Genomic DNA, 24,816 nt, shown 5'->3' with positions numbered 1-24,816 from the left:
AATCGCTAGGCGGCCCGCCGCAAAGCCGTGGCCGTTGCGGTAAATCCGACACAACAGGAACAGGTGCCGTCTGGCGTGAGTGGCCCCGGAGCGTTCAGCGTGCGTCGGACCGTCAGCCGGGCTCCAAACGGAAAGGTGGCAGCGACCCGGATTTCCAGTCCGAGACCATCCAGATCCTCGGTGACCACGTCGGGAACGCCTTGAAATGCGGGGCAGAACGAGAGATGGACGATCACATCCCGCTCGCCCGGTGCGAATTCGACCCGAACTCCGCCAGCAATCTGGTCGTAGTCGCTCGTTCGGGATCTCCGGAGCCACTGGACCACGTCCCGCGAGACTTCTTCCTCGCCCATTTCTTCGACTTCCTCGTCATCCAGATCCGGATGGGAGGGAGCCAGAATCGACGGCAGGGTTCCGGCGAACGGGGGCTCGGCCGAACTGTCCGGGGCGACTTCCTCCGCCGTTTTCCGGGTGGCTTCTGCGGGAACAGACGGGGGAGCAGTCATCGGTTTCCCAATCGGGTCTGCCGTGCAGTTCTGATCAGTTTGACCTGCCTGCGTGCTGAGAATCTGAGTGCGGAGATCCTGATCGGCAGGAATCGTGGATCGCCCCTGGAAAGCGAAGCCGGTTCCGCTGGAACGGGCCATCGCCACGAATCCCGGTGCGGTCACACTCACTGCCGCCATCAGCGTTCTGATCGCCGGGGCATCCCACGCGGTCAGCCGCAGCGACCAGAGCAGAGGAATGATCAGCGCGATCGAGATGGCCATGCCGGTGAAGTACGGCGTGGCCGGTACCTGACGGGAGTTCCGCTGGTTGACCAGCAGCAGCATCAGTCCGCTGAGCAGCGAGATGACAATAATCAGGCCGAACGAAACGACGAAAGGGAGCGTCGCGTCGCCCAGACAGATCCCGGCCAGGAGCGACGACCAGACCCCAACGGCCAATGTCCGTCGCGAGTCTTTCTGTCCCAGTCCGCTTGAATCCATTTCCACCTGTCCGATTTCCCCACGTCCCATCCGGAATGTTGCGGCAGGATTCTAGCGGAAAAACGCCTCTTCCGGCGAGATGAGTCTTGGAGAGCGATTCAATGGGTGCTGATGCGGGAACGTCATTTCGAGGCCCCCTTCCCTGTCGCGGTTTATTCTCTTCAGACCGAACGTTTCCCGCATGGAAACGGGGCGGCGACCTGAAAAAAGAGGGGAATCGTGGACCCCTTCCAGCCGTTCCTGTCAGTTTGGGGCTTGTGTGGAAATCTGCCGAGGCGCTATGTGATCGGAAAAGTGTGAGAACTGTGAGAGCGAAACCGTGAGGACAAAGACGCGGACAGGTGGTCCGGCACCGGCAGGCATGGGACGCGATCCGCACAAATCTCGCTGGGGAACCACGCGGGAAAACCGTTCTGAAGAGCGGTTTTGGAAAGAATGGGAGTCCGTCTTTTGGTACAAACGGGTCTGAAAATTGATTGAACTGTCCAAACGAAGGCCTACCGTCACGTGAATTCAGCCGAACCGTCTCAATCCAGCCGCTTTGTCGTCGGGCTCGACCTTGGGACCACGAACTCTGCTCTGGCGTTCGTCGACACACAAGACAAGACTCGACGTATTCAGACACTCCTCGTCCCTCAGGTGGTCGCGCCGGGTGTCATTGAGCCGCGAGAGACTCTGCCGTCTTTCCTCTATCAGCCGGCGACGGGCGAGTTCACGGCCGAATCGCTTCGTCTTCCCTGGGGAGAAAGTCCGGCGGAAATTGTGGGACAGTTTGCACGGGACCATGGGACACTGGTTCCCGGTCGCTTGATTTCGTCGGCCAAGTCGTGGCTGTGTCATAACGGAGTCGATCGGACGGCCGACCTGCTCCCCTGGCAGGGGGCCGAGGACGTCCAGCGAATGTCACCTGTCACGGTGAGTTCCCGGTATCTCGAACATTTCCGTCAGGCCTGGGATGCCCAGTTCCCGGAGTATCCGCTCGCCGATCAGGATTTCGTGCTGACGATTCCCGCTTCGTTTGACGAGGTGGCCCGCGAACTGACGATCCGGGCTGCACGGCAGGCGGGACTGCAGCGCGTCGTGTTGATCGAAGAACCGCAGGCCGCCTTTTATGCATGGATCGACAAAAATTCGCAGACCTGGAATCAGCTTGTCACACCGGGCCAGAACATCCTGATCTGCGACGTGGGTGGGGGGACGACCGACTTCACGTTGATCCGTGTCCGTAGCGGACGAGACGGGCTGGTTCAGTTTCACCGCGTGGCGGTCGGCGAACACCTGATCCTTGGCGGTGACAATTTCGACCTGGCCCTGGCCCATCACCTGGAACAGCGGCTGAAGCCGGGAGGCCAACTGGAACCGCGGCAATGGAGCGTTCTCGTGCGGAGTTGTCGTCAGCTCAAAGAGGTGCTGATGGGTGACAACGCCCCTGACAGTTGGACGCTGACGCTGCCGGGCAGCGGCTCGAAACTCATCGGTGGGTCGATTCAGGTCCCGGTACAACGGAGCGAAGCGGAATCGATTCTGGCAGAGGGTTTCTTTCCCGAAGTTCCCTTCGATGCAAAGCCGGTTGCCTCGGCATCCGGGTTTCAGGAGTTCGGTCTCCCCTACGCTCCCGATCCGGCGATCACCAAGTATCTGGCGACGTTCCTTTCGTCGCACAGGTTTGAGAGCGATGGCGAGTCCCCCCCCACGACGGATGAAGTACCTTCCGGAGGCCAGGCCTCGCACCCACCGGAAGCAGAGCCCCCACTGGCGATTCTCTTCAACGGCGGCGTCTTTGGTTCACCGCTACTCCGTCGACGCCTGATTCAGTCGCTGGAACAGTGGTTCCGTCGGCCCGGTTCCCACTGGTCTCCCACGGAACTTGAGAACGACCGGCTGGACCTGGCCGTCGCGCGGGGGGCTGCGTACTACGGAATGGTTCGCCGCGGCGAAGGGGTTCGCATTGCGGCAGGACTCGCACGCACATACTACATCGGGGTCGAGCGAAGCGTCTCCGCACCAGCAGACGCCGCGCAAGCAAGTTCCAATCGCGAAAGTCCTCTCGCCGCACTCTGTCTGCTCCCTGCGGGCATTGAACCGGGCCAGGAAGTCGATCTGACGCACCACCAGTTTGAACTGCGTGTCTCGCAGCCGATCGAGTTTCCGTTGTACGTATCGAGTACCCGCCTGACGGATCGAGCGGGAGATCTGGTCGCCGTCGATCCCGAGCAGATCAAAGCCTTGCCACCGATTCGCACGGTACTGAAGACGGGGAAATCGAAAGAGGCCGATACGGTCACCGTCATTCTGAAAGCCCGCCTTACCGAGATCGGGACGCTCGATCTGTGGTGCAGCGAAGTCGACGGGAAGCGGACCTGGAAACTGCTGTTCGATGTCCGGTCCACAACCCAGACCGACCTGTCCGCTCACGACGCGGCGGGAGAACGTCAGGGACTGTTCGACGAAGAACTGGTGCAGTCCGCCAAAGCGGTGATCAGAAGCAGTTTCGGTCTCGATGCGTCCGATCAGCCGCGAAAAGACCCACCGGTGTCGAACGTGGCGAAACGTCTGGTCGAAGTCCTGAAACTGGAACGGGAGGAATGGCCGACTTCTCTTTTGCGGCAGCTTTGGGATGCCCTGATCGAAGCAGAAGGAGGTCGGCGGTTGAGTGCCGATCACGAAGCCCGATGGCTCAACCTGACAGGGTACGCTCTCCGTCCGGGATACGGACTGGCCGTGGATGACTGGCGATGTAATGAGACCTGGAAGCTGTTACAGGGAAAGCTCTTCTTCGCGACGACAGCGGTGCGGGCCGAGTGGTATATCCTGTGGCGGCGCGTGGCGGGAGGACTGACGGCCGGCCAGCAGCAATCGCTGGCCGCTCCCTTGATCAGTCAGATCCGACAAGCGGTCCGCAACCCCGCTGCCAAAAGCAAGTCGGCTGGATTCGGCACCAACACGCACGAATCGGCAGAACTGGTCAGACTTCTCGGAGCGTGCGAGTTACTGCCGGTCGCGCACAAGCGTGAACTGGGGGATCTGCTGCTCGAAATGCTCGGACGCCCTCGTTTCGCGGCGCTGGCGTCGGCAACCTACTGGGCGCTGGGACGAATTGGCGCACGTCGACCCGTCTATGGTCCTTTGAACTCGGTCGTTCCAGCGGATGTGGCGGCGCGCTGGTTGAAATCGCTGGCGGAACTCGATCTGACCGATAGTCTCGCGGCCTTTGCCGTGATGCAGATGGGACGCCGGACGGGCGACCGTTACCGAGACATCGACGAAGCGACCAGAACCTCGGTCCTGCAGACGCTGAAGCGAGCCGGAGTCCCACGCCACTATCGGGATCTCATCGCGGAAGTTGGCAATCTCGAGTCGGAAGAACAGGCACTGGTGATGGGCGATTCGCTGCCGAAGGGCCTGCGGATCCTCTAGACTGCACTGTAAACGACATTGTTGAGAACAGGTGTTTGAGTCGACGTACGAGGCGGGTGATGTTACGAGTGAAATTGTTTGCGCAGGCGAAGCAACTGGTGGGGAGTCCCCAGGTGGAACTCCCCTGGACCGATGGTCAGTCAGTAACCGAACTGAAACAGCAACTCGGCGAACAGTACCCTCAGCTTCAGCCGCTGCTCCCCCGCTTGCTGGTTGCGGTCAATAATGAATACGCCGGGAACGAACAGGCGATTACGACACGGGACGAAGTCGCCTGTTTCCCGCCGGTCAGCGGCGGCTAAACTGCAACTCCGCTGCGCCGGTACCGGAACCCCTTGCCACTGACCTCTGGATCGAACAACCCGACATGATCTCACTTACGCACGATCCCATCGATTATCACACTTTGACGGAATCGGTCCGGTCGACTCAATCGGGGGCCGTCGTCCTGTTTCTCGGCACCGTCCGCGAAATGACCCACGGTCGTCGGACGCTCGCGCTCGACTATGAAGGCTATCCCGAAATGGCTGAAGTGAAGCTCGCGGAACTGGAAACGGCAGCCCGGGCGAGATGGCCCGTAGATCGCGTGGCGATCGTTCACCGTCTGGGACGGCTTGAGCTGGGGGATATCAGTGTGGCGGTTGCCGTCAGTTGTCCGCACCGGAAAGCGGCGTTCGAAGCGGGCCAGTTTCTGATCGATGAACTGAAAGTCTCCGTCCCGATCTGGAAGCAGGAAAACTGGAGCGACGGGACGACGGAATGGGTTCATCCCTCCGGCAAGCCCCAGGAGTCCTGACGGACAGGACGCCGACACAAGGGGCGGCCAGCTCTGCGGTTCGGGGACTTCTCAGGAATTTCTTTCTTCCTGACGTAAAGTGGCATCCCAAGCGGTAGACTGGATGTATCCAGATCTCACGGAACGACGCTTTCTCGGTTAGTACGCCAATGTTGCCAGAGCTCCCCTTAATCGATTCCTTTGGCCGGTTGCACAACAACCTGCGGATCAGCGTCACCGATCGATGCAACATTCGCTGCTTCTATTGCATGCCGGCCGAAGACGTGCAGTTCATGGAGAAATCCGAGCTGCTGACGTTCGAAGAAATCGAGCGATTCGTGCGGATCGCCGTTCCCCTGGGGATCGACAAACTTCGTTTGACAGGGGGCGAACCACTCGTCCGGCGCGAACTGAAAGAGCTGGTGTCCCGTCTGGCGGCGATCGACGGGATCAAGGATATTGGTCTCACGACCAATGGGATCCTGCTCGCCGATCAGGCCGAAGGCTTGTACCAGGCGGGGCTCCGCAGGATTAACGTCAGTCTGGATGCCCTGACGCCGGAAAAGTTTAAGAAGTTCACTCGCCGCGAAGGCTTTGAACGAGTCATCGAAGGGATTCAAGCGGCACAGCAGGCCGGTTTCCAGCCGGTCAAGATCAACGCCGTCTCGGTACGGGGCATGACCGAGGAAGAACTGGTTCCGTTCGGGCACTTCGCCCGCGAGATGGGTGTCGAAGTCCGGTTCATCGAATACATGCCGCTCGACGCCGACAACGCCTGGGAACGAGGTAAGGTCCTGTACGCCCACGAAATCGTCGAACGACTGTCGGCGGAAATCATGCCCCTGCGTTCCCTCGATCCCGACGCAGGAGATGGCCATGGTGGACCTGCGACCGATTTCGTGTTCGAAGATGGGATTGGCCGAATCGGGTTCATCTCGTCCGTGAGCCAGCCCTTCTGCATGAGCTGTAACCGCATCCGCATCACGGCCGACGGCAAACTGCGCAACTGCCTGTTCAGTCTGGATGAAACCGACGTCCGGAGCCTGCTGCGGAGCGGTGCGGCCGATCAGCAGATCGTCGACGCCATCCGGGCCAGCGTCGCCGCTAAGAAAGAGGGGCACGAAATCAACACCGCCCGCTTCATCCAGCCAGCTCGCCCGATGCACTCCATCGGCGGTTGAATCTCCAGGATCTCGCTGAGTTCGTGGAGATTCCATTTCACCACTGAAGGAATCGTTCGATCAAAAACACCGTGCGGTGAACCACAACAGAAAGAGCCGTCATGAAGTTCGGAACGGGTTTCTTGATCGCCGGTCAATTCAGACGACGCACTTACTACAGACAACGAGCGGCAAGAGGCCGCTCGTTCGCTCTGAACCGCTGGGCGGCCCTCTACATTGTGGCCGCAGCGGTCTGGCTGTCGGCGGGACAGTTGAACGCTCAAGGCCCAGCAAGCACATCGCAAGCGAAGGCAGAACCGCTCGCTCCTCTGCAGCAGGAGTCCTCGCAAACGCCTGCCGACGATCCTCCCGTTCAGGCAGAAGCACCCGCAAGAGAAACCGATTGCAACGAAAAACCGCTGCCAGAGAAAGATCCATTTGATCGTGGTTTCGGCGAGGTCGAAGTACCGGGACGTGTGATTGATGCTCAGGGAAAACCCGTCGCGAAGGCACAGATTTTCTGGAAGAACTGGGGTGTTCGTGTGCCGGTGCGGAAAGCACTCTCCGATGAAGACGGCCACTTCGTGATCTCGACCTTCCGTCAGAATCCCGCGATCGGGGCGAATCGGCGACTTGATCCGGACGAGATCAACAAGAACAGACTGCTGAAAACGTCCATCATCGCAACGGCTCCAGGGTATGGCTTCGGCACCGTGATCGACGGGGACGGGATCACCATCCAACTCGTGCCCGACGATCCGATCGTGGGACGGGTTCTGAATGAAAGCGGGCAACCGGTCCGAGGAGCCAAAGTACGAGTCCGCGACGTTCTTTGGCCACGTCGAGACAATGATCCGATCGTCCAGTTGGAAAATCGTCAGGGAGACGGATCCGTTGTTCCTGTCCCTGCCGGTGAAGGTCTGGATCCCTGGCTTTCAGCCATTCGTCAAGCCGCGAATATGAACGATTATTTCGTTGCGCGTCAGTATGTGGTGGGACTGATCCAGGCGAATTTTCTGGGAAATCGACCCGCTGTTTACGCTCCGCTCGTCCCCCCGGTCGTCACAGACGACGAGGGCCATTTCGAACTCCGGGGCGTCGGTCGGGAACGAGTCGCCGAGCTCTACATCGATGGAGTGCCGGATCACGCGTCGGTATTGGTCCTGGTTGCCAATCGGTTGCTCGAATCGCCGATCGTTGTCGCTGCGCAAAGCGAGTCCGTGAAGAAACTCATTTCGAATCCCGGTCGTGACCTGACCGTTTTTGGAAGACAGCTCGAGCTGACGCTTCCGGCAGGACGGACGATCCAAGGGGTCGTGACCGACCGGGGAACGGGACTCCCTTTATCGGGGCTGCGCGTCGTCGGGCCGGCCGTGACGCGGATCGAGTATCCCGGCTACGACCGTTTCTTCACCACCACCGATCATGAAGGACGCTACCGAATCGAGAGCTTTCCCCTGACGCAGCAAGCGTTTTTCAAAGTCGAAGCCGGTCAGGACAGGGACCTCGAACCGATCGATCCGGAAGAATTGCCCTACTTCAGTCGTGAGATCACTTTGAACGTGGCCGCAGGCACTGGCGTCATTCAGGCGGATGTGCCGTTATCCCGGGGAATCTGGATCACTGGAAAGGTGGTCGATGATGTCTCTGGCGAGGGGCTGATGGACGCGACCGTCGAGTATCACGTCTTCAACGACAATCCTCATCTCAAAAGTGAGCTGGAACGGAATTCTCCTCCTGAATTCGAGACGGGGGTGCGCACGAAGGAGGATGGTTCATTTCGCTTGCGTGCGTTGCCCGGGCGAGGAATCGTGACGGCGAATGGCTTTCGCTATCTGGAAGGGATCGGTGCTGATGCGATCAAAGGGTTAAAGAACGACGAATATCGTGAAACCCTCTATCAACCGGGGGGATTCAGTCCCTACATCCGCAGTACGACAATCGAGGTCAACATCGACGATGAGACCGCGACGTACGAATGTGAGTTGCGGCTGGTCAAAGGGAAGAGCCGGGTTGTCACGGTCATCGATCCCTCGGGCGAGCCTCTGACGGATCTGGAAGCGAGCGGGTTGAATCATCAGGTCGAGAATCCGATCTCCAAAATCCAAGGCGACATGCTCGACATCACCAATCTCTATCCGGGTGAACGGCGAGAAGTCGTGGCTCGAAGTGTCTCCAGAAAATTGATGGGGATGGCCCTCGTGACGGACGAGGGTGACGATCCCATCACGTTGAAACTCCAGCATTGGGCCAGCGTGTCCGGTCGCCTGGTCGACGACGCAGGCGAACCCCGCTCAAGTGGATTACGCATTCAGCTCGACGACGGCAAACTGCCCATTCATACTCTTAATGGCCTGCAGTACGACAAGCAGGAATTTCTGATTGATGCGGAGGGAAAGTTTGAAATTGTCGGCATGGTACCAGGTGCAGCGTACCGGCTGTCCGTAATCGAGGGAGGAGTTCTCTGGCTTGGGAACGCCACGAACATTTTTAGCTTGAAGCCCGGCGAAGTCCGACAACTGGGTGACGTGAAGGTGATGAAACGAGAATAACGAGTGGTTGAAGCGACAGGGTAAATTGAGGGAGAGTATTTCTTGTTTGAGCGAATCGCGCGAACGTTCGAAGGCACGACAGCCGTCGTGATCGGAGCGGGTGGAATCGGCGCTGAAATTGTGCGTCAGCTGGTCGGCAACGTCGCCAAATTGGTGGTCGCCGACCAGAACGATCAACTGCTGTCATCTCTTCTGAGTCAACAGGGTGAGTCGAAGCTTTTTGTTCATAACCTCGACGTAGGCGACGCCTCTGCTGTGGCAACGTTCTTTGCCGAGTTAGACGCGACCGTGGGGGCACCTGATTTCCTGTTCTATACAGCAGGGATCCTCAATATCGAATCGCTGGCTGAGTTGTCAGCAGAGAAGTGGCAGAAGGCCGTGCAGGTAAACCTGAACGGTGCCTACTTCTGCGTGCAAGCCGCAGCGGATCGAATGCAGAAGCAGAAGCGCGGAAGCATCATCGTGCTTGGTTCGATCGCCGGCACGAAAGCCAGATCCGGCTCCCGCGTGAATCCGGTGTATAATGCAACCAAGGCCGCGCTGGCGGCGTTCGTCAACGGGGCCGCGATGCAGTTCCGTGCAGATGGAGTCAGAATTAACTGCATCTCACCCGGTCCCACGTCGACCCAAATGATGAGCCTGCAGCCAGCCCAAGTGCATTCAGCCGTCAATGAAATGACTCTGGATGGCCGAATGAACGACCCGGCAGAAGTCGCGGAACTGGCCCTCTTCATTGCCGGGCATGGACGATTTACGGGAGAAGAAATCTGTATGGGGGGCGGCGCGGGGTTGGGAGGGTGATCATCAGAAGTCATTTTATTGAAAAGACTTCTGGTGCGCTGATTCGGGGGATTTCGCTGCGTCGGACCGATTTGAGCTGAAATCGTCCGTCCCGCGAATTCTTTCCACATTGACGGGGACTGATGGCTGCCGATAGGGTCTTCGTTGGTCCCGCAATTTGAGATAGACAGGGTTTTTGAATGCTTCGAATCAATCAAGGTCAGTCCCGTCCCTTTTGTGACGGTGTCTCGCGACGACGATTTCTGGAGGTCGGCTCGCTGGGGGTGTTCGGATTGAGCCTGTCGTCGCTGCTGCGGAACGATGCCCGCGCGGCGGATGACTCCAGCCGATTCTCACGAACTTCGAAGCGTTCGGTGATCCTCATCTGGCAGCATGGGGGCCCGTCACAACTCGACACCTTCGATATGAAGCCGCTGGCTCCTGCCGAAATTCGAGGCCCCTATCGGTCGATCGCCTCCTCGTTGCCAGGACTCGATGTCAGCGAGCTTTGCCCCGAACAGGCAAAGGTGATGGATAAGTGCACGGTCATTCGCAGCTTCACTCACGGTGACGGCGATCACTGGGCGGCCGCCCACTGGATGTTGACCGGGCGAACTGGAGCCAACGGTTCGGACCGCGTTCCGCGTCAGCCCTCGATGTCGGCCGTCGCGTCGCACTTGCTGGGACCTCGACGCAGTGGTGTCTTGACGACCGTCAACATGAACGACGGGGGCTTTGGCTTTAACGGCGGGGCCTGGCTCGGCGTGGCGCACAATCCCTTCCGCTATGGGGAATTCAGTTACGGAGACGAAGCGGGTCGCCTCCCCTCGGGCGATCATCGCAGCTTTGCCCTGGTGGATGGTCTGACGGCCGATGCACTCAACGATCGAATCGGACTGCAGAAGCAACTCGACAGCCTGAGGAGGAAATTCGACCAGAACAGCACCTTCCGCCAATTGGATCAAGTCGATCAGCAGGCCCTGGATATTCTGCTGTCGGGACGGACTCGCGAAGCCTTCGACGTGTCGAAAGAGGATGCGAAGACGCGCGAACGGTACGGCGACGGCTGGGGTGAGCAGGCGCTGGTCGCACGACGGTTAATTGAAGCCGGTTCGCGGTTCGTGACCCTGAACACCGGCTACTGGGATGACCATGGACAACTGAAGCACGGTTTAGACTACAAGATGCCGCGCCACGACCGGGCTGTTGGCGTCCTGATCCAGGACCTGGCCGAACGGGGAATGCTCGAAGATACGCTGGTCGTATCGGCAGGTGAGTTTGGCCGCACTCCTGTCATCAATCGGGACGCGGGGCGTGACCATTGGCCGCAGGCCCAAAGCATCCTGATCGCCGGAGGCGGCTACCGCCACGGTCAGATCATCGGCAGTACCGACGCGAAAGCGGCGTATCCCACGTCTCGTCCGGTCGGCGTCGAAGACTTCTGCGCCATCATCTACAACGCGATTGGCCTGTCCGCGAACGACACGATCATCGACCACACCGGTCGCCCGATGCACCTGCTCCCCAGCGGAGAAGTCCCGAAAGAGCTTCTGTAAAGGACAGTCATCACTCAGGAAGCGGAAAGCCCGAAGAAGAGAAGGCCACCGTCTGCAGCGTGACTCTGCGACAAACCGTTGTTCGTCAGGACCATCATTTATCGACAGAAAGCCTTTGTCACTGCAACGGGCGCCTGTGCGAGTTTCCCCAGGGTAGCACGGGTTGCCTGGTCTTCCGGGCTACCCGTGTGCGAAGCACAAGAGGTCTCCCCCGAAACTCACAATCGTCCCGCCAGACGGCAACTTACCCCTGATCCGGAATTCTCCAGCTTGCATCCAGGTGATCGAACCCCGAGGAACTGTGTGGCCCTCGTCGGAGAAACACATTTCAGGAGGTCTGTCGATTGAAAACCGAGTCAGTGACCTGCGCCACCGCCAGTATTCCCTTGAATACAACGGCCCTCGCGCCAGTCCCCAATTCTTCAACACTCTGTCAGTGAGCGCTGAAACGGTACCAGTTGAGACAAAGGGGCTATTGTTTTCTGATCGTGAGATTTTCTGATCAGAAATTCACGAGTGCGACAACAATGGCTTATCAACTGAGTATGGACGAGTCATCATCGATTAAGACGTTTGCGTGAGAGCGGCTTGTCTGAGCGAGCGATTGCGCTGTCGCTTGGCGTATCGTGAAACTCTGTTCGGCGTCGTTTGGCGTTGAAACGGCCAAACGAGACCAAAGCGCCCACGGGTCTGCAGAGGCCGTGGAAGGGCTCGGTTCGTCTGTTTCCCGGAGTCGTTGCGAGCGATTTCGCGACATCATTTTGTCGAAGCTGGAGCAAGGCCTGGATGCGCAGCGGATTTGCCTGAACCTCGTCCAAGAGCACGGATCTGATGAAAAGTACGGGTCTGTTCATCGCTTCGTGAAGAGCCTGGGAATCTGGTATGCCGTGTCCCCGGGGGCGTTTTCCCAGGGGGGCAAGTACCGTCAACAGCAACCCGTTGACGCCGACGGAAATTTTGAGCCGCAGGGGAAGTTGTGCCTGACACAACCTCGTGCGGCTGACGCCGCCCCGGTAGCCGCGATGACGCGACAACCGGGGCTACCCTCCCAAGGGGCGATACCGAGTTGATTGAGGATCGTCGGACGAGGATGGACAGACGTGGCATCGACACTTCCAACTTCGAATTCGCTCAAACGCAGAAGAGTTGAATGGAAAAAACAGGGGATGCCAGATATGCAGTGTCTGCGGGTGCGTTGACTTTATGTAACGCGACTGCTCAGGCTGATCCAGCGCTAATCAATGGAGCGTGTCCCACCGGAACGCAGTCTCCAGCCGGTCGCGGCACTCGCTGGTTCCCTCACGCCCCTTCTGACTCTGGCCACCCCACCACCGACCATGCCCGTGCAACTTGAGTTCACTTCAAGTAACGTTTTACGACGATGTGCTGGGGAAAACGACGTCACTTCCTTCTGAAACAGGTCGTATGAACAGACTTATCGTGATGCTGACCGCAGCCGTTTGCCTTGTCGCGCGAGTCGCCGCGGCGGGGGTGGATTTGAGTCAGTCAACGGTCTCATCCGACTTGAAAACGGTTCCCGCCGGCACGGTGGTGACGGTTAATGTCGTTCTAAGGAACTCGGGCGACACTCCCTCCCGCCAGACCGATGTGCGAGTGCGGTTTCCGCACAATGGATTTCTCATCCGGATTGACGAGTTACCCCAACTGAAACGTGACGACCAAGAACGGGAAGTGACCGCCGTCGTCGAGATTCCCGCCAGGGGCGAGATTCCGTTTACGTTCGACCTGCTGGCCTCTCGCAAGGAGGCCCAGCACACGCTGTCAGCGCAGATCGAAGCCCGCAACTTTCTGGCGGACGCGCGGCTGGATACGGAGTTCTCGATCAAAATCAGCAGCGCCCCTTCGACGGCCGGAGTGGTCATCGGTGGGTTGAGGTTTCATCCGGCGGCGTTCTGGGTTCTGGGATGGATGGTCTGCGGCGGATTGTTCTTCGTCTGGTTGCGACTTCGCCTGCAGTGGCTCAGCGAACATCCGCTGTCTGGCCGCTTGCCATCGCAGATCAATCGCGTCCCGGCGCTGGGGCTGGTGGCCCTGATCATGCTTCCGCTGGCGTTTGTGATGGTCGGGGCGGGACTCGCGTGGCGCGATCTGCAAACACTCACCACCTGGAAAGAGGCGGAAGCCACAATCCTCGGCCGACGCGAAGTCATCAGGACACAGACACGAAACCAGGCCGGACGGCGGCGACAGACGAGTACCACCCGCACACCCGAATTCGCGCTGAAGTATCAGGCAGGCGACCGCGAAATGATCTCCACCGGCTTCGACACCGGCACCTCCCTGCACATCGGCGGCCAGGTGCTCGGGAAGCAGACGATGGACGAGTGGGTCACGGGCAAAACCATTCCCTGCTGGTACGATCCCACCGACCCCGCCAACGTCATCGTCCGCCGCGGCTTCGGCGGAGCCTACTTTTTCTTCCTGCTTCCACTCCCCATTCTCGTATTCGGTCTGTGGCAACTCCGAAAAGTCAGTCAGGCCGTCAGCCAGCTTGACGAACTCGAATGGAAATTGAGCGAGAACGCGACCTGAAGTCGTGATCAAGATCCACTGACAGTCGACCACGTCCGACGAAGGCCCATTTCGGATTACCTTTCTGTTCCAGCCATGTGTCGCAGTAGAATCGCCAAACAGCCTGTTGAAAAACGGGGATTGGCTCCGGACTCACCTTAGATTCACCGAAGAACGAGTATGATACGAGGTGCCTGTTTCGCTGTTTTCAACAAGCTGCTAAGGCCGAACCAGTTCGATGAACTAAACGGAATAACTATCATGTCGCGAACCGCCCGAATCGTCCTTGTCATCATTGCCGCGTTCGCCATTCCGGCTAGCTGCGCATTTGCATTAGGTTTCCGGCTCGGGGAATCAAAAGATGAGCTCAATCTTAAGTATGATCTCTCCGTCTACGACCACGACACGGGCCGCGTTACGGTCAAATTCACGCTCAAGGATGAAGGCCGACTCAAGCCCGTCACTTCTGTTGACTTGCATATCGCCAGCGATGAAAAAAATGAGAGAGGCGGCTTTAAATCTGATCTCACAATGTCGATGTCGCTCCGTGAAGTGGAAGGAAATCGGGTTGCGCAGATTCACATCCGTAAGGACTGGGCAGAAAGAGCCGAAATACAAATCAAAACGGGTCACCTCGACGGAAAGCAGGAGCCCCTCACCTGGTATTACCACGCGGTCCCGCTGAAAGATCTGGTGGCCCGCGCAGAACGATTCAAAACCGTGGAGTAGCAATACCACGAGATGGTGGCGACCGCACAGGGATTGCTCTGACAACGATTCTCGCTTTTCTATGGATTGTCGACGATTTTCTCCCCGGCCTGAAAGGCCGCCACATGTCAGCCCAGGGCACAGCGCCGCGGCGAGAGCCGCAAAGCGCCGCCCTGGGTAAGCAGAAGGGTTTTCTTCGCCCTTCGCCCTGTTAAGGGCACGACAATTCTCCGAAGGAACGGCGTCGAGATCGCCCGACGAGATGTTTGGGAAACGGGGTAGGAAACCAGAAATGCGGTGTCCCCGGGAGCGTTCGCCCGGGTGCGTTCATCCCATCGACTTATCGAATACATCTTCCACATTTGTTCAAGTATGCGAGACGGGGTGTAACTTTTGTTTCGGCTGTCACGTCAGCTTCGTTCTCAAAGCAAAGCAGTTCCGACCGGGATTTACGGCCCGATGGCAAACTGCCAGAAATCGTTTCGCAGTGTGCTAAGTGCTTCGTATACTTCCCACCGCGACGTTTGCGCATGTTTACAATAATTCCCATGGGGTTTGCCTTGAGCCAGTCTTGATACCTCGATTCCTCAAAGACTGTCTTGGTTGTGTCAAAAAACCTTCTCACCAGATTCACCCTTAAACGAACTGTGGGAACAAGAGATATTGACTCGTGGTTCTTGAGTCAACTTGTGGATATGGAGATAATCTGAGCCGTGATCTCAATATCAAGATATTGAAGAGATAAGACCCTCAGGGACACTGCCAAGCACGTTAAGCGGCACAAGTGGCGTCGACTGCAATCCCGTGATGGCGACGAAAACCTTGACCCGTACGGTAAGTCCCGCTGGACGGAAGGCTTGTGCGGCTGACGCCGCCCCGGTAGCCGCGATGACGCGACAACCGGGGCTATCCTTCCCAAGGTTCCCTGCCCCGCCCATGGGCGTCGCCCCCAGGGGGCGGCACCCAGTCGATCGAGAATTGTCGGACGAGGCCGGCCATCCGGTGGCATCCACACTTCCAATCTTAAATCTGCTCAAACAAAAAAGAGTTGTGTGGAGCAACATTGGGAGAACCAGATTTGCAGCGTTCCCCGGTGCCCTTCGAACTGAAGAAGCGATATTGTGTGTGTTGAACTGTCCGTGAAATCGTCAGCATCTCACTTCTGCATCCGTCCGTGCGTTGAGCTCCCTTACAATCATTCCGACGAGATTCGACACCGATTTGCGGTATGGTGTTAGGAGATCATGCAATTCTGACATATCTGGTAATACTTTCGGAGCACCATCGGGTTGGTCCAAGAAGGCGTCAGCAATTACATCTGCGAACTGCTTCATGGCATCACTGAGTTGTGCGAGATGTTGTGGAATATAGAAAGACACATGGCTAAGCGGCAGCAGGAATACCCTGATGGCATCTTGTATATCGTCGAATGTCGTCATCTCCTTCGGGATCGTGAACTGCGGAGCAGATTTCACGTCATGACTGCCTAAACCGATGTAGTTTAAGTGCAATTGAACCTTTGTTTCCAATGCAGTCATGCCATCGATGATGCTATTCAAAACTACCCAGATTCGCTCTCGTCTCTGATCCTCTAAGATACTTTTCTGGAGTCGGAATCCTTCAACAGTCAATCTCGCCTGCTCCAACTGCTGACTTCGCTCCTCGTTTCGTCTCTCACCCGATTCTCGAAGCTCTTTTATTTGCAGCATCAATGCCAGAATTGCCGCGAAAAATGCTAAGCTGGAAAACAGTGCGTTCACCGCACCGAACATATCGCCAATCTGCCCAAGTTTTTCAACTTTGGTGTTTGGGAATAGTTTGTCGACAAAATCCCAGATCGCAATCGGAACGCATAAACCGAAGAAGATCCAAACAAAGCCTGTCACGCTAATGCCCCAAACGATCCCACTCCGGGTGAGAGGAATTTCTATATCATGGTCGTCGTTCAGCATGTCGTCTATTTCCTTGCATCAACCCAAGCATGAAAAGAACTAGAGGTGGTTTCAAAACCTCGATTTGCAGATCACATTCGGCCTGGAAAACCAACTCCGACAGTAATTGCCGACAGGGATTTGAAACCGCCGCTACAATGCCTTCGCACAATCCGAAGAGTTTACGGAGTGTGGTGGAAGATCCGCTCAATGCACACCACTCCTGAATGGGCAACCAAGAGCCCAATCTCGATTAACCGCGGTTGCAAAGGGCTCGCGATGACAGCTAACTACAGGATACCCGGGGCACCTCTCAACCGTCGAGGAATGACCGTTGTTGAGCTGCTGGTCGCGATCGCGATGATTGGCTTGCTGCTCTGTATTCTCCTGCCCGCAGTGCAGATGGCGAGGAGCTCTTCGCGGCGTTTGCACTGTTCGAACAATCTTCGGCAGCTCGTCCTGGGCTGCGCTTTGTATCATGATTCCTTTTCGGTGTTTCCACCACTTCGACGGATCTCATCCGTCACTTCCTGCGGTGAAGCGACCGTCTTTTCGAGGCTTTTCCCCTACGTTGAGGTCCCAGACCTTTGTCAGTTAGAAGAATCGGAGACGCAGCACATTCCGCAGTTCGAATGCCCTGCCGACGGAGACTTGCGCTCTGCGCCGAAACCGCTGAGCTATACCGCGAACGCGAGTCCCGGTGATGGGTCTGGCAGTTCGCTCCGCAGCCCGTTCAACTCCTTTGAACTTGTCTCCGCACGAGACATCACGGATGGACTCAGCTCCACAGCAGGCATCTCGGAAGACATCGTTGTTCGGTCCAAAGGGACAAGATCGGAAGGAACGAGGCAGCCTGTGAAGCATGCCTGGTACGTGTCTGTTCCCGATGTGTCGGATGCAACACGGATGAACCCTGGAAGTCCTGCGGCCATCGCCGAACGAGCTGCTCAAACGGAGAGTTCCGTGCAGGGTTGTGTTTCAGGGCCCCGGGACTTCGTCAATCTGGGCTCACCGTCGATTGGGCGGTGGGCCGGTCATTGGGGAAGCGGCGCTCAATACAGCCATTGGCTGCCACCGAACGCACCCTATTGCATCGTGTCAGACTCGTTAAGCGACCCGAACGTGTTCCTGGTCCATAACCGACGCGCAGCCAGCAGTCATACGGGAGGAGTCAATGTGGGGTACATGGATGGTCACGTTCGGTTCATCAGCGACAAGATTGCTCAGGAGGCATGGCGTTCGATGGGAACTCGCAATGGAAACGAGACTGTGAACATCGATTAGCGGACTCCTCGACGGTCGGAGATTCGCAGTTTCGATGACCTCTCCTGAATTGTCCTGCAAACTTGCGGTCTCCCCGAGGTCGTTACCCGCACGCAAGCGTGCGGGTCTGTAGTCTTCACCCGTGGCCTCTCTTCGCAAACGGATCAGGACCCTCGAAGACCGCTTCGAGGCCTGCTGTCATAACGATGAGCAATCAGGCGGCGAGTAAGGCATGCATGCCGAAACCGAGTGCGGTTGCTAAAACGGCGCTGACCGCCAGTGCGACCAACCCCGCCTTACGAGTCGCCTTGATTTGCCACCACATGAAGAGCCCGGACACGCCCCAGAAACAGAGCGTCAGCGCGATGGCATCCACACCGACGGCCCAGAGCCACTTGATGTTCATTTCGCCGGGGTAGCCCCGAGTGAGGTGCATCCGCAACAGGAATGCTCGGAATGAGAGATCCCCAGACTCCGAACCGGGGACGCCCGAGACGGTGGTGGTGAGAGGGTTGAATGTCGCCGTCCAGATTTTGGCATCCGCTTCGACGGGAAATTTGATGTCGGGAGCCGTGGTCACCGTGACGTCCCCCGCAGGAAATCCCTTGCGTTTCAGCAGAACCGGAATGGCTGACTTGAGACGATCCGTCAATGAGTCGGAGACTTTGACACCGGTGTGATCATGTTTCATCGGCCCCATCATTCCCATCCCCCGCTGGCGGGGCGCATCCCCCTTGCCGGTCGCGAAGGGGGCGGGATCAACGGTCGCCAGCCTGGGGGTGGTTTCTCGGATCACGCCACTCGCCGTTCTGGGATCAAAAGTAACGAAGAAACTCCGCTGATCTGCCTTCACGGTGGCAATGAACGAGTCTCGCGTCGCATAACGGACTGTACCGTCGCCCAGTCGGAACGGGGTCATCGGTTGGTGCCGCTCGTTCAGAGCGGCAATGAGGGCATCAGCCTGTTCCGGGAGCGGTGGCAGCTTCTCCAGTGCTGTTCCTGCCAGATCACTCCGAACATAAGACGTGGTAGGGGCATCGGCCAGAATCGTGGGATGGTTAAACAGGAAGCCGGTGACTCCGTACAGAATCGCCCAGGGAAACAAGAGCAGGCCGACATACAGGTGCGTGCGACGGACAAACTGCATCACACGGCGAAGAATCGGTTTCGGCCTGGGTTGCAATGAAGTTGGCACACGCGGAATCGCTCGCTGAGCGATCGGTTTCTCGACTTTCAGGACAGTGACGGTTGTCATCAAAGAGTCTCACGCAATTGAAGTTTGGGAAGGCCACACGGGAACATCCCTGTTCCCCCGGGAAGAATGGAGAATCAGAACTCACCCTGGACTTCACCGCCGGCGCGGGTCCCCGCCGCTCGCCAGATGTTGAGGTCGACATTCTCACTGACAAAACGGACGGACCCATCGCACATCAACGTGTTGACGCCGCCGACGTGATAGCTGCGGGCTGCAAAGATCCCGTTTCCGCAGGTTCCCATGTCGGGCACGTTGCTGTTCGGGTTGTGGTAGTGATGGTAAGCGGTCCAGTATTCGCGCCCGTGCATCCATCCCGCACCCCGTTGTCCCGCCCAGCCACGGCTGATCGCCACGGCGGCCGCTTCCAACTGAGCCGGGTCATTCGGGGGCTGAAAGCCGTTGGCCAGTCCAGGTGTCGCAGGTGGAACGGTACTCGATGTCCAGACGCACGCCACGTTGATGTAGCTCCGTCGGCGATCATGGTTGCTGGTCGGGGCAGAGACAGTCTGTGCCGGGAATCCGAAGATCGACTCGGAAAAAGCGGCTGTGTTACTCAATCCATCGGTAATGTGGGCAAAGCGGACTTTTGAATTGGTCCAGACGAGGCCATCCGTCGGTGCCCGGCCATCGTAGTTCGTACCGAGTGCCGTGCCTTGATTGACGTGATAGTTCGTCCCTGCATAGGTAAATGTCGTCCCGGTAGCCCCACCCGTCGTCCCCGACGTGACACTGAACGTCACGGGTCCCGGATCGCTGGGACAGAGGTAAACGGAGAGCGGATTTTTGACCAGATTGACCATCGAAGAAGGAACATCACCCGGGCAACAGCCAATCTGGGGCTTTTGACCGAAGTCAATCAGTTGATGCAGCGATGACTGGTCCATGTAGGGGAGCAGTTGGGCCTGCACCGAATAGCTGCCCGAGTTTGCCTTTCCATACGAGTAAAAGCCGGGCAGCGTCGCATGGGTGCTTTCGTAGTTGTGAAGCGCCAACCCAATCTGCTTGAGATTGTTTCGGCACTGGGTCCGACGTGCTGCTTCACGGGCCTGTTGCACGGCGGGCAGCAGCAATGCGATCAGGACGGCGATGATCGCGATCACGACGAGCAATTCAATCAGCGTGAAACCCCTGGGGCGACGCGAAGGGGCGCTGGAAGTAGTCATGGAACTCTCCATTGGAAAATGGTCTGCGATAATGAATGGGGATGCCCTCAGGGCGCACCTTCAGCGCCGAGGTCTTGACCGTTGAGTCGAAGGATTGAGGTTCGCGCACGATGCGATACGTGCGGCGCATGGTGGCACGCTCACCACGGGTCCAATGACCAGCTGTTGTGGAGAGCGAGGCGAGGATCCGAGTGAGCGTGCGGCGATGCGCCGCGCGTTCCACCAGGCAACAATGGTGGCCGCACGTGGCGGGGACCATTGCGCAGTGATCGGCGCGAACCGGGTTTAGAGAACATCGCTCACAGTACGTGGCGGCGGGACCGGCGGTCGATCATTCAAGTCGACCGCGACCTCGGAACCAGGCAGGAGAAATTCACGGTGATGTGCCAGGACGGACGGCAGAATCACCGGATCCGGGAGAATGGACCAGGGGAGCGAGTTCCAGAGAGAACTTTGCCCCTGACATTCCTCCGCCAGCGCGATGATCACCACACCGCTTCGATTCTCGGCAGGAGCATTCGGTCGAGGATCAGGGTGCTTAGGGGTCTTTTCACCACACGAGTGCACTGACTTTGCAGACGTTGCTGGTTGTGTTTTGTCGCTGGCCACGCTGGCTTTCGAGGGCCGCTGGCAGCATGCTGCTGTTCCGCAGTTTTTGCTGGGCTGTTCTTTTTTCGCTGCTGCAACCACGTATTCAGGGGGGTGCACGCCGTTGGCTTTCGCCCACGCCAGTTTCTGAGCATTTGAGAAGCAGCAGCACTTTTTCCAGCACTGGTCGGCGGAGCGGCAGCCACAGGGGCGGTTCTGGCAGGGAAATGGTGCAGACCGATCCTTCTCGACTCCCGTGATCGGCGCAAGTGGGATCGGCAGAATCCGGATGCAAACGAAGAGAAACACGCTCAAAGCCACTGCTCTGCGTGCTTGCCGTCTCCAGATTGTTTTGAGCCGCGAGATCATGTTACCCACTGACGCCCGTAATCGGGCATAGCGACGTACGATGTCCTCGCTCTCCACGGGCCTATGGTAACCTCGTGAAGTCGCCCGCTCAAACGTCCCCGAAAGAATTCCAGGAACAGAGAAGCCGCCTGCTTGTCGGTCTCTTTCCGCACCAAAGCAAGGGGGAGTGAGGGTGGCCATGAGGGGCACAGGGAGGTGGCACCAGAGGCAATCGAGATTCCACCGCTCGGTCGCACGATGCTTCTTCTTCCGGCCCACTTCCAAAGGATTGGGTGTTTGGGCTCGCGGTGTTGCGGGTTGTTGCTGACACTGTCTGGATTCAGAACCATTTCACTCAGTTGATGAAATGCTGCCCCAATCGGGGGAGGAGGTCCCCATGGCAGAGCATCGGGATGCGGTGGGTGGCAGTGAGACTCGCCGGCCGGAAGTTCGTCTGACGAATGCGGGTCAAATGGAACGGGGTGGCCGGCTGGCCAAAGTTTGGCCAGTCGGTGGCCAGTCCCATGTGTTGCAGTGGAAATAGGTTAAGTGTTTTCGGCGGACTGGCCAGGCTGGCCAGCGATTGTGCAGAGTGGCTCACTTCCCCTTCCTGTGAGGTTGTCTGGTTCACGTAAAGGCCGCACCTTGCTCAAGCAAGGTGCTCAAGCATGAAGAATGCGGCGGGACGTCCCTTCTACGACGGTGACCGTGATTTGTGTGGCGATCATGCGCGCGGGATTCGTTCGGAACGGTTGTCGGTGTTCTGAATTTCCGCGATGCTTTTGGCGATGAGCGGGCCCCGTCGGTGTGGGCTGCTCGCGCGGGGATGTCCCGCTTCGGTGACGTAAGCGTTCGAGAAGTTTCAGGAGTTTCCCACCATGAAGTTGTCTCTTGTGTTGGCCTTGTCGGTCGTGGCAGGTGTCCTGTCCGCCGGTCTGGCCTCGGCAGCCGATAAAGCCAAAGTCCTGATGCTGACTCAAAGTCAGGGGTTCGTGCATGGGTCCGTGAATCGGAATCAGAAAGAGCTGGCTCCGGCGGAAATTTCCATGATCCAGCTGGGGAAGAAAACCGGGTTGTTCGACGTCACGTGCACTCAGGATGCGGCTGCGGACTTCACGAAAGAGAACCTGCAGAAGTTTGACATCGTGATGTTCTACACCACCGGAGACCTTCCGATTGCTGATGCCGACAAAGAGTATTTCTTCAAAGAGTGGCTGACGAAGAAAGGCCACGGCTTTGTCGGCTTTCACTCGGCCCTCGACACTTACCACAACTATCAGCCCTACTGGGACATGATTGGTGGTACGTTCGACGGGCATCCGTGGAATGCTGGCGAACTGGTGACGATTACTGTTCACGATCAGCAGCATCCCGCGATGAAACCCTTCGGCAACGAGTTTCAGATCAAAGACGAAATCTACTGGTACAAGAACTGGCAGCCCGAGAAAGTTCGGGTCCTGATGAGTCTGAACATTGAAAAATGTCCCACCAAGGGAGCGCGGACCAAGGTCAAGGAAGGGGATCAGGAAGTCGAAGTCCTGCAGACGCGGCATGTCCCGGTCTCGTGGGTGAAAAACTACGGGGATGGACGGGTCTTCGTGACGAACCTGGGTCACAACGAATCGACCTGGGTTGACCAGCGATTCCTGGACCATGTCACGGGGGGGATCAAGTGGATCCTCGGTCAGGCGGAAGGAGATGCAACTCCGAACCCCGAATTGTCGAAGCAGCAGGAAGCCAAGGCAAAGAAGGATGCCGGTCTGACGAAGTGATGGAGGCAACGACACCGAGTTGACCTTACCGAGTTGACCTTCTCTGCTGACGAGCACTGCTTGAGCCTTGTCGGTCCAGCAGTGCTCGTCCGGAAGTAGACTTGGCGGTGATGTCAAACCGCTGATGAGAAGGCTTCCGGTTCTGGCACGCTGGGCCGATGCGTTGATTTACTTGAATCGAAAAGAACGACTGTGATTGAGATCGAAGCGGACATCGCCGTGATGGGGGCCGGGTTTAGCGGCAGTCTGACGGCGATGCTGGTGCAGCGAATCGGGTTAAGGCCGGTCCTGATTGATCGGGGTGCGCATCCCCGGTTTGCGATCGGGGAATCCTCGACTCCGGTTGCCAATCTGGTGCTGGAGGGACTGGCCGGCCGGTATGATCTTCCCCGCATTGTTCCGCTCTCGAATTACGCGGCCTGGAAGAAAACTTACCCTCAAATTGTTTGTGGGCTGAAACGGGGCTTCAGCTATTTCCATCACCAGCTCGGGCACGACTTTCAGCCTCGATCTAATCGGGCGAATGAACTGCTGGTTGCGGCGAGTCTCACGGACGAAGACGCGGATACCCACTGGTTGAGGGCCGATTTCGACCAGTTTCTGGCAGAAGAAGCGGTCAGATTGGGTGTTCCTTATTTTCCCCATACGTCGATCGATCGACTCGAACCCCGAGGAGCGGGTTGGGAACTGAGCGGGAAGTGTCATGGTTTGCCACAGTGTATGCGAGAGGGTTCGTCGTCAGACTCTGCCGAGATTCGGGTCCGGGCCGACTTCATCATTGATGCTTCGGGAGAAGGTGGATTCCTGGCAAAGCAGCTCGGCATTTTGCCTCACCCTGCGGGATTGAAGACGCGGTCACGCGGGCTGTTCTCGCATTTTAAGAATGTCGCCCGCTGGTCGGATCTGTACGCCAAGCGGGGTGGAGACATTTCCGGTCACCCCTACCCTTGCGATGATGCCGCTCTGCATCATGTGTTTGACGGGGGATGGATGTGGGTCCTTCCGTTCGACAACGGCGTGACCAGTGCCGGTTTCGCACTGGATCCCGAGCGGTTTCCACTGGAATCAAGCGGCACACCTGCGGCGGAGTGGCAAGCCCTGCTGGCTCGATTGCCTGCCGTGGCCGAGCAGTTTGCGAACGCCGAGCCGCTCGTCCCCTGGCGACAATCCGGACGAATGCAGCGACGGGTCAGCCAGTCCGCAGGTCCGAACTGGGTCATGCTGCCGAACACGGCGGCCTTCCACGATCCACTACACAGTACGGGGAATACGTTCACGCTGATGGGGATTGAACGCCTGATCGGCATCCTGGAACGCTGCTGGAGCATTTCCGGCGACCGGGACAGTTCGAGTCCGTTCGGTGAGCTCGCTAACTCGTCAGGGAGGGAATCTTTGACCGCAAAACGGACTCGGGGCAGCTCACCTGAACCCCAGTGGACCAGGCTCGCCGACGAATTGCAGAACTATGATGCTCTGATTCAGCAGGAAGTGGAGTTCATCGATCTGGTGGTGAGTGGCAGTTATGCAGGCTTTCGGGAATTCGAACGCATGATTGCGATGTCAATGTTCTACTTTGCCACCGCGATCTGGTCGGAAGAGGAGCGGCGAGCGGGACGCGTGGCCCAGGGGGCGGCCTACTTGAGTGCCAATAACCCGCAACTCAAGTCGGCACTCAAGCAGGCGTATCGAGATCTGACGGATCCGAACATCTCCGGGGCTGAACTGACAGACAAAGTCCGTGCCGCCATCGCGCCATTCAATCGGGTCGGATTGTGTAACCCCGACCTGTGCAATATGTACCCTTACGAGTTCACTCCAGCCGCAACACCGAACGCGTCCTAAAATTCCGGGAATGGGGATGTCCGTTACCGGACCGCAGGGGGCTCCTTCCCGGCCGAGGTGCTGCACCAGGTGTCTGCTCGGCCCATCGGGCGATCTGGGTCGGCTGCGTCCTGCGACGGAAAGTCATGCAGCAATTGGCCGTTCAATCGGATATGATGGGGCCACGGAAGAAGTACGGCATTTCG

The 24,816-nt window shown here is 58.0% G+C and carries 19 protein-coding genes; 14 read left to right on the top strand and 5 right to left on the bottom strand.

Annotation, left to right across the window (positions count from 1 at the left end; translation table 11 throughout):
* Positions 1 to 5: 5 nt before the first annotated feature.
* Complete coding sequence (locus ACGY09_RS13975) at positions 6 to 989, bottom strand: hypothetical protein (RefSeq protein WP_397568208.1); 984 nt, start codon at positions 987 to 989, stop codon at positions 6 to 8.
* 507 nt (positions 990 to 1,496) lie between these two features.
* On the opposite strand from ACGY09_RS13975, the gene ACGY09_RS13970 reads away from it, so the two are divergent.
* From ACGY09_RS13970 to ACGY09_RS13925, 10 genes are all read left to right on the top strand, one after another.
* Positions 1,497 to 4,406, top strand: coding sequence for an Hsp70 family protein (locus ACGY09_RS13970; protein WP_397568207.1), 2,910 nt, complete (start codon positions 1,497 to 1,499; stop codon positions 4,404 to 4,406).
* 59 nt (positions 4,407 to 4,465) lie between these two features.
* Positions 4,466 to 4,708, top strand: coding sequence for a MoaD/ThiS family protein (locus ACGY09_RS13965; RefSeq protein WP_397568206.1), 243 nt, complete (start codon positions 4,466 to 4,468; stop codon positions 4,706 to 4,708).
* A 65-nt stretch (positions 4,709 to 4,773) separates the two neighbouring features.
* Positions 4,774 to 5,202: a molybdenum cofactor biosynthesis protein MoaE gene (locus tag ACGY09_RS13960; RefSeq protein ID WP_397568205.1), complete on the top strand. Its 429-nt coding sequence runs from the start codon at positions 4,774 to 4,776 to the stop codon at positions 5,200 to 5,202.
* 149 nt (positions 5,203 to 5,351) lie between these two features.
* Complete coding sequence (gene moaA, locus ACGY09_RS13955) at positions 5,352 to 6,362, top strand: GTP 3',8-cyclase MoaA (protein WP_373649629.1); 1,011 nt, start codon at positions 5,352 to 5,354, stop codon at positions 6,360 to 6,362.
* Positions 6,363 to 6,463: 101 nt separating this feature from the next.
* Complete coding sequence (locus tag ACGY09_RS13950) at positions 6,464 to 8,893, top strand: carboxypeptidase-like regulatory domain-containing protein (protein ID WP_397568204.1); 2,430 nt, start codon at positions 6,464 to 6,466, stop codon at positions 8,891 to 8,893.
* 42 nt (positions 8,894 to 8,935) lie between these two features.
* A complete protein-coding gene (locus ACGY09_RS13945; protein WP_397568203.1) occupies positions 8,936 to 9,694 on the top strand; it encodes an SDR family NAD(P)-dependent oxidoreductase in 759 nt (252 codons plus the stop codon).
* Between the two features lie 179 nt (positions 9,695 to 9,873).
* On the top strand, positions 9,874 to 11,229 hold the full coding sequence (locus tag ACGY09_RS13940; RefSeq protein ID WP_397568202.1) for a DUF1501 domain-containing protein: 1,356 nt from the start codon (positions 9,874 to 9,876) through the stop codon (positions 11,227 to 11,229).
* A gap of 626 nt (positions 11,230 to 11,855) precedes the next feature.
* Entirely contained in the window at positions 11,856 to 12,299 is a 444-nt protein-coding gene (locus ACGY09_RS13935; RefSeq protein WP_397568201.1) for a hypothetical protein, read from the top strand.
* Positions 12,300 to 12,654: 355 nt separating this feature from the next.
* Positions 12,655 to 13,782 carry a DUF3592 domain-containing protein gene (locus ACGY09_RS13930; protein ID WP_397568200.1) on the top strand — a complete coding sequence of 376 codons (1,128 nt, stop codon included), beginning with the start codon at positions 12,655 to 12,657 and terminating at the stop codon, positions 13,780 to 13,782.
* Positions 13,783 to 14,022: 240 nt separating this feature from the next.
* Entirely contained in the window at positions 14,023 to 14,490 is a 468-nt protein-coding gene (locus ACGY09_RS13925) for a hypothetical protein (protein ID WP_397568199.1), read from the top strand.
* 1,127 nt (positions 14,491 to 15,617) lie between these two features.
* On the opposite strand, the gene ACGY09_RS13920 is transcribed toward ACGY09_RS13925, so the two are convergent.
* Positions 15,618 to 16,421: a hypothetical protein gene (locus ACGY09_RS13920; RefSeq protein ID WP_397568198.1), complete on the bottom strand. Its 804-nt coding sequence runs from the start codon at positions 16,419 to 16,421 to the stop codon at positions 15,618 to 15,620.
* A gap of 258 nt (positions 16,422 to 16,679) precedes the next feature.
* Here ACGY09_RS13920 and ACGY09_RS13915 point away from each other — a divergent pair, with 258 nt between their 5' ends.
* Complete coding sequence (locus tag ACGY09_RS13915; protein ID WP_397568197.1) at positions 16,680 to 17,684, top strand: DUF1559 domain-containing protein; 1,005 nt, start codon at positions 16,680 to 16,682, stop codon at positions 17,682 to 17,684.
* Positions 17,685 to 17,877: 193 nt separating this feature from the next.
* On the opposite strand, the gene ACGY09_RS13910 is transcribed toward ACGY09_RS13915, so the two are convergent.
* The 3 genes from ACGY09_RS13910 to ACGY09_RS13900 all read right to left on the bottom strand — a co-directional run bounded on the left by ACGY09_RS13910 (position 17,878) and on the right by ACGY09_RS13900 (position 20,984).
* Positions 17,878 to 18,918 carry a hypothetical protein gene (locus tag ACGY09_RS13910; protein WP_397568196.1) on the bottom strand — a complete coding sequence of 347 codons (1,041 nt, stop codon included), beginning with the start codon at positions 18,916 to 18,918 and terminating at the stop codon, positions 17,878 to 17,880.
* A gap of 74 nt (positions 18,919 to 18,992) precedes the next feature.
* Positions 18,993 to 20,081, bottom strand: a complete 1,089-nt coding sequence (locus tag ACGY09_RS13905; protein ID WP_397568195.1) for a DUF1559 domain-containing protein — start codon at positions 20,079 to 20,081, stop codon at positions 18,993 to 18,995.
* A gap of 285 nt (positions 20,082 to 20,366) precedes the next feature.
* Positions 20,367 to 20,984, bottom strand: coding sequence for a hypothetical protein (locus ACGY09_RS13900; protein ID WP_397568194.1), 618 nt, complete (start codon positions 20,982 to 20,984; stop codon positions 20,367 to 20,369).
* A gap of 430 nt (positions 20,985 to 21,414) precedes the next feature.
* Here ACGY09_RS13900 and ACGY09_RS13895 point away from each other — a divergent pair, with 430 nt between their 5' ends.
* From ACGY09_RS13895 to ACGY09_RS13885, 3 genes are all read left to right on the top strand, one after another.
* Positions 21,415 to 21,561: a hypothetical protein gene (locus tag ACGY09_RS13895; RefSeq protein ID WP_397568193.1), complete on the top strand. Its 147-nt coding sequence runs from the start codon at positions 21,415 to 21,417 to the stop codon at positions 21,559 to 21,561.
* Between the two features lie 334 nt (positions 21,562 to 21,895).
* Positions 21,896 to 22,789, top strand: a complete 894-nt coding sequence (locus ACGY09_RS13890; RefSeq protein WP_397568192.1) for a ThuA domain-containing protein — start codon at positions 21,896 to 21,898, stop codon at positions 22,787 to 22,789.
* 192 nt (positions 22,790 to 22,981) lie between these two features.
* On the top strand, positions 22,982 to 24,631 hold the full coding sequence (locus tag ACGY09_RS13885; RefSeq protein ID WP_397568191.1) for an NAD(P)/FAD-dependent oxidoreductase: 1,650 nt from the start codon (positions 22,982 to 22,984) through the stop codon (positions 24,629 to 24,631).
* The last annotated feature ends 185 nt before the right edge of the window (positions 24,632 to 24,816 follow it).

It is taken from the genome of Schlesneria sphaerica (genome assembly GCF_044336245.1).
Classification (GTDB): Bacteria; Planctomycetota; Planctomycetia; order Planctomycetales; family Planctomycetaceae; genus Schlesneria; species Schlesneria sphaerica.
Note: the sequence above shows the minus strand (reverse complement) of the source record. Positions and strands in the feature narration are given on the sequence as shown.

Bases quoted from the DNA above. Each gene is read 5' to 3' on its own strand.
- ACGY09_RS13895 (WP_397568193.1), top strand. From the start codon at position 21,415: ATGGCAGAGCATCGGGATGCGGTGGGTGGCAGTGAGACTCGCCGGCCG.
- ACGY09_RS13950 (WP_397568204.1), top strand. From the start codon at position 6,464: ATGAAGTTCGGAACGGGTTTCTTGATCGCCGGTCAATTCAGACGACGC.
- ACGY09_RS13905 (WP_397568195.1), bottom strand. From the start codon at position 20,081: ATGACTACTTCCAGCGCCCCTTCGCGTCGCCCCAGGGGTTTCACGCTG.
- ACGY09_RS13910 (WP_397568196.1), bottom strand. From the start codon at position 18,918: ATGACAACCGTCACTGTCCTGAAAGTCGAGAAACCGATCGCTCAGCGA.
- ACGY09_RS13975 (WP_397568208.1), bottom strand. From the start codon at position 989: ATGGATTCAAGCGGACTGGGACAGAAAGACTCGCGACGGACATTGGCC.
- ACGY09_RS13925 (WP_397568199.1), top strand. From the start codon at position 14,023: ATGTCGCGAACCGCCCGAATCGTCCTTGTCATCATTGCCGCGTTCGCC.
- ACGY09_RS13960 (WP_397568205.1), top strand. From the start codon at position 4,774: ATGATCTCACTTACGCACGATCCCATCGATTATCACACTTTGACGGAA.
- ACGY09_RS13920 (WP_397568198.1), bottom strand. From the start codon at position 16,421: ATGCTGAACGACGACCATGATATAGAAATTCCTCTCACCCGGAGTGGG.
- ACGY09_RS13940 (WP_397568202.1), top strand. From the start codon at position 9,874: ATGCTTCGAATCAATCAAGGTCAGTCCCGTCCCTTTTGTGACGGTGTC.
- ACGY09_RS13965 (WP_397568206.1), top strand. From the start codon at position 4,466: ATGTTACGAGTGAAATTGTTTGCGCAGGCGAAGCAACTGGTGGGGAGT.
- ACGY09_RS13930 (WP_397568200.1), top strand. From the start codon at position 12,655: ATGAACAGACTTATCGTGATGCTGACCGCAGCCGTTTGCCTTGTCGCG.
- ACGY09_RS13890 (WP_397568192.1), top strand. From the start codon at position 21,896: ATGAAGTTGTCTCTTGTGTTGGCCTTGTCGGTCGTGGCAGGTGTCCTG.
- moaA (WP_373649629.1), top strand. From the start codon at position 5,352: ATGTTGCCAGAGCTCCCCTTAATCGATTCCTTTGGCCGGTTGCACAAC.
- ACGY09_RS13915 (WP_397568197.1), top strand. From the start codon at position 16,680: ATGACAGCTAACTACAGGATACCCGGGGCACCTCTCAACCGTCGAGGA.